This window comes from Streptomyces violaceusniger Tu 4113, assembly GCF_000147815.2.
Classification (GTDB): Bacteria; Actinomycetota; Actinomycetes; order Streptomycetales; family Streptomycetaceae; genus Streptomyces; species Streptomyces violaceusniger_A.
Genome location: NC_015957.1, coordinates 6,374,956 through 6,388,092 on the forward strand (window position 1 = coordinate 6,374,956; position 13,137 = coordinate 6,388,092).

Here is a 13,137-nt window from a genome sequence, read left to right on the forward strand (position 1 = left end):
GGGAGGGGAAGCATGACCGACACCAGCAACACCCGGCCCGCCGAGGGTGAAGCGCAAGCGCCGCGGCAGAGCCGACTGCGCCGCCTGATGCGCTACATCCCCCTGTTCGCCCCCGTCCTGCTGTGGGCTGTGCCCTGCTGGGTGCTCCTGCACACCAGCCAGCACTGGCCGCTGCCCGTCACGCTGGTCGGCACCGCCCTGTTCGCCCTCGGTCTCATCGGCATGCCGCTCGCGATGGTGCGCGGCCACGGCCGGCGCCAGCAGGACCGGGCGGCGATCATCGGCGACACCCTGCTGGGCACCAGCTGGATTCTGTTCACCTGGTCCGTTCTGCTCGGCGTCCTCTTGCGGCTCGCCCTGACCGTGGCCGGCGTCGGCGAGAGCCAGGACCGGGCCCGAATCGTCACCTGGGCCGTCCTCGGCATCACCGCCGTACTGCTCGGCTGGGGGTACGCCGAGGCCCGCCGCGTGCCACGCGTGCGCCGACTCGACGTGCAACTCCCACGGCTGGGTGCCGGGTTGGACGGCATCCGTGTCGCCCTCATCACCGACACCCACTACGGCCCGCTCGATCGCACTCGCTGGTCGGCGCGGGTATGCGAGACGGTGAACACTCTGGAAGCCGACCTGGTCTGCCACACCGGCGACATCGCGGACGGCACGGCCGAACGCCGCCGCGCCCAGGCCGCCCCACTCGGTACCGTGCGGGCCACCCGGGCCCGTGTATACGTCACCGGCAACCACGAGTACCACAGCGAGGCCCAGGGCTGGGTCGACCTGATGGACGAGCTGGGCTGGGAGCCGCTGCGCAACCGCCATCTGCTGCTCGAACGCGGAGGCGACACCCTCGTGGTCGCCGGCGTGGATGACGTCACCGCCGAGTCCTCCGGCCTGGCAGGCCACCGCGCCCACCTCACCGGAGCCTTGAACGGCGCCGACCCCGACCTACCCGTCCTGCTCCTGGCACACCAGCCCAAGTTCATCGACCGGGCAGCAGCCGCCGGCATCGACCTCCAACTCTCCGGCCACACCCACGGCGGCCAGATCTGGCCCTTCCACCACCTCGTCCGCATCGACCAGCCCGCCCTCGCCGGCCTCAGCCACCACGGCCCCCGCACCCTCCTCTACACCAGCCGCGGCACCGGCTTCTGGGGCCCGCCGTTCCGCGTCTTCGCCCCCAGCGAGATCACCCTGCTCGTGCTCCGCTCCCCGCACCTGCCCACCTCGACATAGCACTCGACGGGCCGACACAACCGCTTGGAGCAGTCCACGAGCCGAGGATGCGGCGTCGACAGATGACCAGGCCCGTCTCGCTGAGGACAAGCTCCGGACCATTCCCGGGCCGACGGCTCCAACGAGCCATACGTGGCCACGTTCTACGCAGGTCAGCGACGCGTGACGCCTGTACCACCAGCAGACGAAGAACCTGCTGGGGGGCTACGGCCCGTCGTTTCACAACGGCGAGAGAGTTGCCGCGACGGACCTGAGCATCGACGTGCCGGACAGCCGCTTCTGTCCTCAACTGGCCTGGCCATACGCGGCCGCAGCAGTCACTCAGCGTGCCCACTGCGCTGCCGGCCTGCGTCTCGCTGGCGCCCTTGGCAGGGGTAACTCCTGGGGAGGATCTGGGGAGTAACCGCCCGCTGGGGAGCGCCTGGGGAGAATCGACCGCATAACGCGGCACCCTCCTGAAAGACGCTGAAAGCTCATCTGCGCAGTCAGCCGCAGGCGTGGCCGCATCGCCGCAGGTCCACGCCCCGGCTGGACAACTCCATGACATAGGTGCCCAGATCGTCCGCCTCGACGTTGCCCGGCAGCGAACCGCCTTCACGCAACGGCGTGACATAGCGGATCGCGGTGACTTCGGTCAACACTTTCCCAGGCTATCGGACGTACTGACCTCGCAATCCACGATTGCCTCGCCTGCCGCAGCCCTCTGATGCCGTTTGGTGACAGGAAAGACACCCTACGCCCACACATAGCCATCAGAATTCCTCTGTCGCCACACCTGCCAGACGCACTGGCAACTACGGGGGAATTCCATGCACCGCTCCATCGCGTCCACCGCCGCAGCCGTCGTGCTCGCCGCCGCCCTTGTGGCGTGCGGGGGTTCGGACGGGGACAGCAACAAGGCCGCAGCCACCAAGAGCGCCGGTTCCAGCGGCGCCACGACGTCCGGCGGTCAGCAGACGCCGGACGCCACGCCCGGCAGCACAACGCCGAGTAGCGCCAAGGTCGGTGACACCCTCTCGCTGGAGGGATTGCCCGGTATGGGTGCCACGGGCAACAACGTCCAGGCCGACATCACGCTGACCAAGTACGAGGACCACGCCAAACCGTCGCTGGAGGCCTTCGCGGCCCCCGACGGGCAGCGCCTGGTCGCGGCGGAGTTCACGATCCTCAGCACCGGCGACGCCACCTACGACGACCCCGGCAACCTGGGGGCGAAGGTCATCGACTCGACCGGAAAGGTGTACCCCGGCAAGCCCGGTATCCCCACCGCCGGTGACTCCCTGGACCTCACCATGATCCTCCAGCCGGGCGATAAGACCACCGGCTGGGTGGTCTTCAACGTGCCGCAGGACGCGAAGATCACGGCCGTGACGTACCAGATGGACTCGCTCCTGCAGACCAACGGAGAGCACACCGGCAGGTGGACCCTCCTCGCCTGAGGCAATCTTCCGAGGCAGCCGTCACCAGCGGACCGAAGGGGCTGCAAAGGCGCCGTGACCGCCGACCGGGACTCAGCCCTGTCAGGGCTCAGGGCGGTCCCGATGGGGGGCCTGGTGGCTGCATGCACCAGGCCCCGTGGAGCAGGCAGGGTTCATCCGGCGAAGGCTCCAGGTGTGCTGTCCCGGCACGTTGGTGACGGGCGACGCGCCGTGAGGGGGGTTTGAACGAGGCGAGGGCCTCTGGTTTCGGTGTGGATTGCGGCATCCACCACCGGCACCAGGAGGCCCTCGTTGATCCACCGTAACGCCCCGCTGACTCCGACCGGCAGGCTGCGCCTGGCCCGGTGCACCGTCGACGACAGATGGCCGCTGCGGCGGGCCGCCGAACGCTTCCAGGTCAGCCACACCACCGCCGCCCGCTGGGCCCACCGCTACCGCCAGCACGGGGCAGCGGGCCTGCACGACCGCTCCAGCCGCCCCACCACTCACCACGCCGTACACACCCGGCCGACGCTGATCCTCGCCTGGGCCGGCGACCCGGGCCACCCGGTGTCCGTGTCGGAGACGCTCGCCGCCACGATCCCCGGCTCGACCCTGCACGTGTCCGAGACCCGCGCCGACCTCCGCACATGGGGCGAGCGGGCGGCCGATTTCCTCAAGTGACCCCCTGAAGGGGTACCGCGGCAACATGATCGACCGTGCCGCTGCGACCGGCCTGCTCGGGCGTGACGAATGCGTTCGCCATGCCGCGCCTGTGTCCTGCGCGAGTTCGAGCAGTTCTACCACGCACGCCCGCCACCCCAGAGCATCGATTTCCGGCAAGGGCAGGTGCGGCAGACGCCCTGAAATCGCTCCTCGTGCGGCCCGGTGCCGAGTCCCGCACCGCCCGTGCCGGTAGCCCGGAGAACTCCCGCCATCACAGGTCACACGGCACGTCTTCGTCGTCAAACCCTCTGCGGGCAGTGACCGTTCGGTGGATCCGGCTTCAAAGTTTGAGCACAAGTTGCACACAACTCTTCTTCAGACGGGCCCCGATGTTCTACATTGACCCGTGCTTCACATGTTTGGACACGAGCGACAAATAATGATCTACAGGTCCGGCGCTACGGGCGGCCAGCAGGCGCGTCCCCGGCGCCGGACGTGGGGTTGATCAATTCTCGGAGCCCGAGAGGGGCTGCCTTGGGTGTGGGGAGAACCCGAGGTTTCGACGGGTTCCGACGCACCTCGAGAGTCTGGCAGGACATGCGAGTCCGCACCCGTCCGGGTGGGGTGTCCAAGTAGCGCTGCGATATCCGGGATGTCATTCGCGGGGGGTGGGGGCCTCCCGGCGGAGGAACGGCGCGACGGGGGGCGGGGGCCTCCCGAGGGGAGGAACAGTGCGGGAGGCGGGGGCGCCTCCCGAGGGGGAGGAACAGTGTGAGGCGAACACGTCGAACCACTGGGGACCTGGGGGGGTTCTGTGCGGCGAGGGGGATTAGTCAGCCCGTTTTCGTCAGAGCGCGGGCGTCTGGCGAACGGGGCAGTCAGCCGGCCCGCGAACAGCTGGGAGCAGCGGTACCGCCGTACCGTGATCACCAGCGATACCGTGGCCACCGCCTTCGTGGTGGCGGCGATCGGCAACTTCTTCGGGGCCCGGGACGCGGCCAACTGGCACGAGAAGTGGGGAATTCTCGCATTCGGCACCGAGCTGCTGGTGCTGGGGGCGCTTGCGGTGAGCCGGTCATGGGCTCCGGCCGTGCTCGGCCAGGGCGCCGAGGAATTCCGCCGGCTCGGACGCTCACTGTTCGCGGCGACCGTCGTCCTGGCGCTCGGCGGGATCGCCCTGACCTCGCGCAACATCAAGCTCTGGATCTTCGTCGCGATCCCCGCGATCGCGCTCATCACCATGACCGCGCGGTATCTGCTCCGCCTCTGGCTGCACAAACAGCGCAAGGAAGGACGGTGCCTGAGACCGGTACTCGCTGCCGGGAGCCCGGCCACCGTGCGCGACCTGATCACCCGAACCCGCAGGTTCCCGCACCTCGGCTGGCGGGTGGAGGCGGTGTGCACGACGGACGGTCGCGGGCTCGACAGTGACCAACTGGACGGCGTGCGGGTCGTCGGCCGACTGACGGACGTCGCCAAGCACGTCCGCCACGACGGCTACCGTGTCGTCGCGGTCACACCGGACCCGCACTGGTCACCGGACCGGCTGCAGCGGCTGGCCTGGAACCTCGAAGGCAGCGATGCCGAGATGGTCGTGGCCCCCGTGCTGATGGAGGTGGCCGGCCCGCGGCTGCACGTCGACGCGGTGCTCGGGATCCCGCTGCTGCGGGTCAGCATGCCGACCTTCACCGGGGGCCGCCGGGCGATCAAGGGGGTTGTCGACCGGGTGGGCGCGGCGGTCCTGCTGGTGCTGTTCGCGCCGCTGATGGTGCTCGTCGGACTGCTCGTGCTGGTGGACAGTCGGGGTGGGGCGTTCTACCGCCAGCGCAGGGTCGGCAAGGACGGCCGCGAGTTCACCATTCTCAAGTTCCGCACCATGGCCGCCGGGGCCCACGGGGCACGTGCGGAGCTGGCCGACCGCAACGAGGGCGCGGGCCTGCTGTTCAAGCTCCGCCGGGATCCGCGGGTGACCCGGGTGGGAGCGGTGCTGCGCCGGTACTCGCTCGACGAGCTCCCGCAGCTCTTCAACGTGCTCACCGGATCGATGTCGCTCGTCGGACCGCGGCCTCCGCTACCGGAGGAGTCCGCCGCGTACGGCCCGGACATCCGGCGGCGGCTGCTGGTCAAGCCCGGACTCACCGGCCTGTGGCAGATCAGCGGACGCAGCGACCTGCCGTGGGAGGAGGCGGTCCGCCTCGACCTGCGGTACGTGGAGGACTGGTCGCTCGCCCTGGACACAGTGATCTTGTGGAAGACGCTGCGTGCGGTGCTCCACGGGCAGGGGGCCTACTGATGCGCGGAGGTCGTCCGACCGTCGCGCGGACCGCAGGCCGAAAGGGCCTGCCTGGGGGGAGAAACGGGTCATGAGAGTCAGCGTTTTCGGGCTCGGCTACGTGGGCTGCGTGTCGGCCGCGTGCCTGGCCGGCATGGGGCACCAGGTCATCGGGGTGGACGTCAACCAGGTGAAGGTCGACCTGGTCAACGACGGCAAGGCCCCGGTGGTCGAGGAGCGGATCGGCGAGCTCATCGCCGAGGCCGTGCGGACCGGAGCGTTACGCGCCACCGGCGACGTCCGCGAGGCGATCATGGACAGCGAGGTGTCGCTGGTCTGCGTGGGCACGCCGTCGGAGCCCAACGGCAGCCTGTGCACCACATATCTGGAGCGGGTCACCGAGCAGATCGGCGCCGCACTGGCCGAGGGGGCCGAGCAGGGGGGCCGGCAGACCGTCGTGTTCCGCAGCACCATGCTCCCGGGCACCTGCCTGAACCTGCTGGTGCCGATCCTGGAGAAGACCGTCGGCGGCACGGCCGGGGTGGACTTCGGGGTCGCGGTCAACCCGGAGTTCCTGCGCGAGGGCACGAGTGTGCGGGACTTCTTCGACCCGCCCAAGACCGTCATCGGCGAGCTCGACCCGGCGAGCGGCGACGCGGTGACGGCGCTGTACGACGGCTTGCCCGGCGAGGTGTTCCGGGTGCCGGTCCCGACAGCCGAGGCGATCAAATACGCGGACAACGCGTTCCACGGCCTCAAGATCGGCTTCGCGAACGAGCTGGGCGCGGTGTGCCGGGCGCTCGGGGTGGACTCGCACCAGGTGATGGACGTGTTCCTGGCCGACCGCAAGCTGAACATCAGCCCCGCCTACCTGCGGCCCGGCTTCGCCTTCGGTGGCTCCTGTCTGCCCAAGGACCTGCGCAGCCTGGTTTACGCGGCGCGGCGGGCCGACGTCTCGGTGCCCATCCTCGCCCACGTGCTGCCCTCCAACTCCGACCATCTGCAGCGCGCGGTGGAGCTGGTGGAGCGCACCGGCAAGCGCCGGGTGGGCCTGTTCGGGCTGTCCTTCAAACCCGGCACCGACGACCTCCGCGAGAGCCCGCTCGTCGAGCTGGCCGAGCGGCTCTTCGGCAAGGGGTACGACCTGCGGATCCACGACGCCAATGTGAGCCTCTCCCGGCTGATCGGCGCGAACCGCGAGTACATCGAGTCCCGGCTGCCGCACCTCGCGCAGCTACTCGCGGACTCCGTCGACGAGGTGCTCGAGCATGCCGAGGTGTGCCTGGTCGGAACCAGGGATCCGGCCGTGCTGTCGGCGCTGCCACATGGCGACGGCCCGGTGATCGTCGACCTCATCCACCTTCCCGACGCCGATGCGCGCCGGGCCGAACCGGGGTACGTGGGCCTTGCTTGGTGACACGTCGTTTGATGACACAGCCGGCGGCGCCCGGCCGGCCCGGCGCGCGCTGATCCTGGTGGAGAACCTGTCGGTGCCGTTCGACCGGCGGGTGTGGCAGGAGTGCACGACGCTGCGCGACGCGGGCTGGGAGGTGCACGTCATCAGTCCCCGGGGGGAAAAGCGGGACACGGAGCCCGAGGCGGAGATCGACGGGGTGCGGATCCACCGCTACCCGTTGCGCGCGGCCACCGGAGGACCGGCCGGGTACCTGCGGGAGTACGGATCGGCGCTGTGGCACACGGTCCGGCTGGCCCGCAAGGTCGGCCCGGTCGACGTGGTCCATGCCTGCAACCCGCCCGACCTGCTGTTCCTGCCGGCACGGTGGCTGAAGCGGCGCGGCGCGCGGTTCGTCTTCGACCAGCACGACCTGGTACCCGAGCTGTACCTCTCCCGGTTCGACCGCGGCGAAGACCGGCTCTACCGCGCCGTATGCGCGCTGGAATGGCTGACCTACCGGGCCGCGGACATCGTGCTCGCCACGAACGAGAGCTACCGGGACGTCGCGCTGCGCCGTGGCGGCCGGAGGCCGGAGGACGTTTTCGTGGTGCGCAGCGCGCCCCAGACCGACCGGTTCCAACCGGTGCCGCCCGAGTTGGAGTTGAAGCGCGGCAAGCCTCATCTGCTGTGCTACCTCGGCGTCATGGGCCCTCAGGACGGCGTCGACTACGCCCTGCGGGCCCTCGCGAAGCTGCGCGACGAGCTCGGACGGACCGACTGGCATGCGGTGTTCGTCGGCGCCGGCGACGCCTTCGACGCGATGGTGGACCTGTCCCGGCGGCTCGGGCTCTCCGAGCAGGTGCAGTTCACCGGACGCATCCCGGACGCCGACCTGGTGCGCTACCTGTCCACCGCGGACGTGTGCCTCTCCCCCGACCCGCGCAATCCGCTCAACGATGTGTCGACCATGAACAAGGTCCTGGAGTACATGGCGATGGGCCGGCCGATCGTCTCGTTCGACCTCCGGGAGGCGCGCGTCTCCGCCGGTGACGCCGCCGTCTACGCACCCGCCAACGACGAGGCCGAATTCGCGGGGCTCATCGCGCTGCTCCTTGACGATCCGGAGAAGCGGGCCCGGATGGGCAAGATCGGCCAGGAGCGGATCGGCGGGCCGCTCTCCTGGCGGAACTCGCAAGCGTCGCTGCTCGCCGCCTACGCCGCTGCCTGCCGCGACCACACTCCGGTGTCGGCGGGCGACCCGGTGCGGCCAGGGAAGAGGCCGCACCGTTGAGCGATGACACGATACGCCTGGTCACGATCGGGCGGATGCTCCGTCGGCGCTGGCGGCTTCTCACCGTCCTCGCCGTGCTGGGTGCGCTCGTCGGCTACGGCACCTCTTCGCTGTTTCCGCCGCGGTACACGACGTCGGCATCGGTACTGCTGCCGGGGCAGTGGGAGGAGCGCGAGCTGCTGACTCAGGCGGAGATCGCGACCAGTTCGGTGGTGGTCGACCGCGCGGCTGCCACGCTCGGCCGGCCCGGGGTCAGCGGCCGCGAGCTGCGGGATCGGGTGAGCGCCGAGGCCGCCGACGGGAACATCATCAAGATCTCGGGTACGGCCGACACCCCGGAGCGTGCGCGGCGGCTCTGCGACCAGGTGGCCCAGCAATTCATCACCTTCGCCGCGCGGCTCGCGGGCGACAACACCGACCCCGAATCGGCGGCCGGGCCCGAGGACTTGCGGAAGATGGTGGTGCAGACCAACCGCCGCATCACCGACCTGGCCGAGGCGGCAGATCCGGGGCAGACCGTGGAGAGCGTGCAGGCTCGCACCGAGCTCGCGAAGCTGCGTACCGCGCTGCAGGAGGCCGTGAAAAAGCTGGACGAGGCCGACCCGACGACCAACCGGGCCAACATGGTCGTCATGGGGCCGGCGGCCCGGCCGACCGGCGAGGCAGCGCCGACGAGGACGCAGTTCATCGTCGCCGGGGCGCTGCTGTTCTTCCTGCTCGCGGTCATCGGCCATCTCGCCGCCGCTCGGATGAGTCGCCGACTGCGCACCGCGCCGGAGATCGCCGCGGCGCTGGGCTCCCCGCTGCTGGGTACCGTCGAGGTACCTGGTGAACGGTCCGCGCACCGGCCGGAAGGCCGTGGCCCGCGGGCCCGGATCCGCCGGCTGCTGGGCGTCGACATCCGGTGGGACATACCGACCCCGCGGACGTCCGGCGACGAGGCCGGCAGGCAGCTCCGCTACCGGCGGGTGTGCGCCCGCCTCCGGGACCAGCTACCGGCCCCCCGGCGGCTGCTGGTTGTCGTCCCGGACGGCGACGAGGTCGCCCTCCGCGCCGCCGGGCAGCTCGTCGCCGAGGCCGAGAGCGATCCTTCCCCGACCTCTTCGAGCAGGGGATACCCGATGCTGCGGGTGGTGGGGGTATCGGTGTCCCAGCCGATGGTGCCGGACCGCGACACCGAGTCCGGTGCCCTGGTCGTGCTCAGCGCGGGCAGTCGGACCGCGGAGGAGCTCGCCGACGTCGCCGAGGCGTGTGCGGACGCGGGGCATGAGGTCGTCGGCATCGTCGTCGCCGACACGGTCCGGGCCCGTCCGACACGGTCTGCCGGCCCTCCTCGGGATGCCGTCACGCCTGCGCTCACGGTTCGCGGCCACGCGCCGGGAGGTTCAGTGTGACGACGAGCAAGACTTCGGAGTCGTCGGCCTCCGTTCCGCTGCTGGACCTGCAGGCGCTGGTGGTGGCGGTGCGCAGGCGCCGCCGCCTGTGGTGCTCCTTGGCGCTGCTGGGGCTGCTGGTCGGCGCGGCGTTGGCGGTCCTGCTGCCGCCGCCGCCGACCGCGGTGACCAAGGTGCTGGTCGCGCACAAGGAGGACCAGCCGAACGACACCGGAACGCTGATCCGCACCGACGTGGCACTGCTGCACACCACGCGGATCGCCGACAAGGCCCTGCAGTCCCTCAAGTCCCCGGAAAAACCTGAAGACTTCATGCAGGACTACCGGGGTACCGGCTTGACCAACAACCTGCTGCAGATCACTGTGACCGGCGACAGCGACGCGCAGGCGGTGGCCCGCGCCAAGGCGCTGGCCGACGCGTTCGTCGCGGACCATATGCGGCGGATGCGGGACACCGCGAAGGCCGAGTCCAAGGCCCTGCTCGACCAGCGTGACCGTATGCGGGACGAACTCGTCCAGGTCAACAAGGAGATCGGAGAGCGATCGCCGGAGAGCGATCCGAAAGCGTCGGCGGGCATCGAGTCGCTCTTCGCCCGCCGCGCCGAGCTCAACTCGCGGATCGCCGAATTCGACCAGCGCGCCGCGGAGGCGCGCACCGGCACGCCCAAGGTCGTCTCTGGCACGCAGATCGTGGACGACCCGCGCGCGGTGCGGTACTCCCTGCCCAAGGCCGCCGTCACCGACGCCGCGATCGGGCTCGTCCTCGGGCTCGTCCTCGGGCTCGCGCTGGCCGCGGTCGGCACGGTGGTGGCGGACCGCCCCGTGCTGCGCCGGGAGATCGCGGCGAACCTCGGCGCCTCCGTCATCGCGGAGCTGCCGCGCCGGTCGGGCAGGCGGTGGCAGCGCCGACGCACCCGGGCGGCACGGACAAGGCTCACCGCGTCCCTGGCCCGCACCGTGCGCGACTCCGCGGAACCGGTGTCGCTGCTGGAACTGGGCTGTGCGCGCAGCACGAGCGAGATCGCCCTGGACGTCGCCAGGGCACTGGCGGCGGACGGCCCAGTGGTCATCGTCGATGGGCTGCCCGGCCCGCAGCTCGCAGGCCGCCGCCCGAAGCCAGGCGACCCGACCGTGGTCGGCGGCGAGCGTGCCGCGGCCGTGCCGGATCGGGAGCGCCGGCTCGGAGTCGGCTCGGTCGCGCCCGGCACGGCGTGGACCGACCTCCGGTACCTCGGCACCGAGACCGTGCTCGTCGTGCGTGCCGGGCACGGCAGCGCCGCATGGCTGCACACCGTGGCGCGGCAGCTCGCGGACCAGCGCATTCCGGTGATCGGTGTGGTGTTGATCGACCCCGATCCGCGTGACCGGACCGACGGCACGTTGTGGGACGGGCCGCACATCGCGCTGCGGGGCCATGGCGAGCGGCCGGCCCGGCAGAACGTGCAGGGCCGGCCACGGACGGAGCGGCTGCCGATGTGGGCCGCACGGGTCCCGGACAGCGACCAGGAGGTGCAGTAGGACATGTGTGGCATCGCAGGCACGTACCGATGGCCGGACGGGAAGGTCGTGACCGACCGGCTCACCGACACCCTCGCCCACCGCGGTCCGGACGGGGCGGGCCGGTACAGCCACCGCGCCGGTGACGGCGAAGTACACCTCGGGCACCGCCGGCTGGCCATCATCGACCTGTCCGGGACCGGCGCCCAGCCGATGGTCTCGGACGGCCTCGCCCTGACGTACAACGGCGAGCTGTACAACGCGCCCGAGCTGCGTGCCGAGCTGGCGGCCGCCGGGGTGCGCTTCCGCGGTACTTCCGACACCGAGGTGCTGCTCGAGGCCTGGCGGCGCTGGGGCACGGACTGCCTGCCCCGGCTGCGCGGCATGTTCGCGTTCGGGATCTTCGACGAGCGCACCGGTGACCTGGTACTCGCCCGCGACCAGCTCGGCATCAAGCCGCTGTTCCTGCTCCGGCGCGGTGCGGGCCTGGTGTTCGCCTCCGAGCTCAAGGCACTCGCCGCCGCCACCGGCGGGTCGCTGGAGGTGGACCATGCGGCGCTGGTGGCCTCGCTGCTGTACTACTGGGTGCCGGACTCACGGTGCGCGTTCCGCGAGGCGGAGAAGCTGCCGCCGGGGAACTGGCTGCGATTCCGGGCCGACGGCCGGGTGGAGCGCGGCCGGTTCTGGGACCTGAAGGCCGTCGCCGCCGAGGGGCGGGAGCGGGCCCTGGCCGGCGAGCAGCCGGATGTCGGTGCCATCGTCGAGGAGTCGACTCGGCGCCACCTGCTCTCCGACGTACCCGTGGCGACCTTCCTCTCCGGCGGTCTTGACTCCAGCTACCTGACCGCGCTGGCGGCCCGCGACCGACCCGGGATCTCCGCGTACACGATCGGGTTCCGCGCCGAGGACGCCAGGTTCGAGGCGATGCCGGACGACCTGCGCCATGCCCGGCGGGTGGCCGAGCAGTTCGGCGTCGACCTGCATGAGATCGAGATCGCTCCGAACGTGCTCGACCTGCTGCCGCAGATGACGTACCACCTGGACGAGCCGATCGGCGATCCCGCCGCGATCAACACCTTCCTGATCTGCTCGGCCGCCCGGGAGGCCGGGGTCAAGGTGATGCTCTCGGGGATGGGTGCCGACGAGCTGTTCGCCGGCTACCGCAAGCACCTGGCCAATCTGCTTGCGCTGCGCTACCAGCGCGTCCCGCGGCCCCTGCGGCGCGGGGTGTCCGCGGCCGTGGACCGGCTGCCGGTCGCCACGTCCCGCCGGGGGTACCGGTCGGTGCGCTTCGCGAAGCGGTTCCTCTCCTTCGCCGATCTGCCGGAGGAGACCGCGTTCCGGCGCAGCTACACCATGTACGACCAGGACGAGCTGCTCGCCCTGATCGACCCGGACCTGGCCGGGACGGTCGAGGACGTGCTGACCGAACATGCGGACATCTACCAGGACAATGACCTCGACGACTTCGTCAACCGCATGTGTCTGGGCGACGCCCGGATGTTCCTGCCGGGCCTGAACCTCACGTACACGGACCGCTCCAGCATGGCCGCGTCGACCGAGGTGCGGGTGCCGTACGTGGACGTCGAGGTGGTCAAGGCGGCGTTCGCCGTGCCCGGCGATCGCAAGATCGTCGGACGGCAGGGCAAGGCCGTACTCAAGGAGGCGGCCGCCTCGATCCTGCCCCGGGAGATCGTGTACCGGCCCAAGGGCCTGTTCAGCGCCCCGCTGCGGGCCTGGATGAGCCGGGATCTGGCACCGCTGGTGCGCGAGGTGGTGGGCGACGGCGTGCTCGTCCGTTCCGGGTTCCTGCGCCGCGACGCGCTGGCGCGGATGGTCGCCGAGGACGCCGCCGGACAGCGGGACTTCTCCAAACATCTGTGGCATGTGCTGACCCTCGAGTACTGGTATCGCGACGCGACCTCTGGGTCCGGCCAGAGCACTCGGTTAACGGCTTAGGAATGCGGAGGA

8 protein-coding genes and 2 pseudogenes are annotated in these 13,137 nt (G+C 70.7%); 9 read left to right on the forward strand and 1 reads right to left on the reverse strand.

Annotated features, from left to right (window positions below; translation table 11 throughout):
- Nucleotides 1–12: 12 nt before the first annotated feature.
- On the forward strand, nucleotides 13–1,233 hold the full coding sequence (locus STRVI_RS25925; protein WP_014058598.1) for a metallophosphoesterase: 1,221 nt from the start codon (nucleotides 13–15) through the stop codon (nucleotides 1,231–1,233).
- 521 nt (nucleotides 1,234–1,754) lie between these two features.
- Here the strand turns inward: STRVI_RS25925 and STRVI_RS52895 are convergent.
- Nucleotides 1,755–1,874: pseudogene (locus STRVI_RS52895) on the reverse strand (HipA family kinase); the annotation flags it as partial.
- 168 nt (nucleotides 1,875–2,042) lie between these two features.
- Here STRVI_RS52895 and STRVI_RS25930 point away from each other — a divergent pair.
- The 8 genes and pseudogenes from STRVI_RS25930 (at nucleotide 2,043) to asnB (ending at nucleotide 13,125) form a co-directional block, all read left to right on the forward strand.
- On the forward strand, nucleotides 2,043–2,672 hold the full coding sequence (locus STRVI_RS25930; RefSeq protein WP_014058599.1) for a DUF4352 domain-containing protein: 630 nt from the start codon (nucleotides 2,043–2,045) through the stop codon (nucleotides 2,670–2,672).
- A gap of 291 nt (nucleotides 2,673–2,963) precedes the next feature.
- Nucleotides 2,964–3,185, forward strand: a pseudogene (locus STRVI_RS53665) (helix-turn-helix domain-containing protein); the annotation flags it as partial.
- Between the two features lie 946 nt (nucleotides 3,186–4,131).
- The gene (locus tag STRVI_RS25940; RefSeq protein ID WP_078505399.1) at nucleotides 4,132–5,610 is read left to right on the forward strand and encodes a sugar transferase; all 1,479 of its coding nucleotides are present in this window, start codon (nucleotides 4,132–4,134) and stop codon (nucleotides 5,608–5,610) included.
- 70 nt (nucleotides 5,611–5,680) lie between these two features.
- Nucleotides 5,681–7,006, forward strand: coding sequence for a nucleotide sugar dehydrogenase (locus STRVI_RS25945; RefSeq protein WP_014058602.1), 1,326 nt, complete (start codon nucleotides 5,681–5,683; stop codon nucleotides 7,004–7,006).
- Nucleotides 6,996–8,276: a glycosyltransferase family 4 protein gene (locus STRVI_RS25950; protein WP_043239798.1), complete on the forward strand. Its 1,281-nt coding sequence runs from the start codon at nucleotides 6,996–6,998 to the stop codon at nucleotides 8,274–8,276. The genes STRVI_RS25945 and STRVI_RS25950 overlap by 11 nt, the downstream gene beginning before the upstream one ends.
- Nucleotides 8,273–9,670 (forward strand): Wzz/FepE/Etk N-terminal domain-containing protein, encoded by a 1,398-nt coding sequence (locus STRVI_RS25955; RefSeq protein ID WP_014058604.1) that lies wholly within the window; start codon nucleotides 8,273–8,275, stop codon nucleotides 9,668–9,670. Before STRVI_RS25950 ends, STRVI_RS25955 begins: the two co-directional genes overlap by 4 nt.
- Nucleotides 9,667–11,187, forward strand: a complete 1,521-nt coding sequence (locus STRVI_RS25960; protein WP_014058605.1) for a Wzz/FepE/Etk N-terminal domain-containing protein — start codon at nucleotides 9,667–9,669, stop codon at nucleotides 11,185–11,187. The genes STRVI_RS25955 and STRVI_RS25960 overlap by 4 nt, the downstream gene beginning before the upstream one ends.
- Nucleotides 11,188–11,190: 3 nt before the next feature.
- The gene (gene asnB / locus STRVI_RS25965) at nucleotides 11,191–13,125 is read left to right on the forward strand and encodes an asparagine synthase (glutamine-hydrolyzing) (protein ID WP_014058606.1); all 1,935 of its coding nucleotides are present in this window, start codon (nucleotides 11,191–11,193) and stop codon (nucleotides 13,123–13,125) included.
- The last annotated feature ends 12 nt before the right edge of the window (nucleotides 13,126–13,137 follow it).

What these genes read in the sequence shown, in the direction of transcription:
- STRVI_RS25925 (WP_014058598.1), top strand. Translation starts at nt 13, where the DNA reads ATGACCGACACCAGCAACACCCGGCCCGCCGAGGGTGAAGCGCAAGCG.
- STRVI_RS25930 (WP_014058599.1), top strand. Translation starts at nt 2,043, where the DNA reads ATGCACCGCTCCATCGCGTCCACCGCCGCAGCCGTCGTGCTCGCCGCC.
- STRVI_RS25945 (WP_014058602.1), top strand. Translation starts at nt 5,681, where the DNA reads ATGAGAGTCAGCGTTTTCGGGCTCGGCTACGTGGGCTGCGTGTCGGCC.
- asnB (WP_014058606.1), top strand. Translation starts at nt 11,191, where the DNA reads ATGTGTGGCATCGCAGGCACGTACCGATGGCCGGACGGGAAGGTCGTG.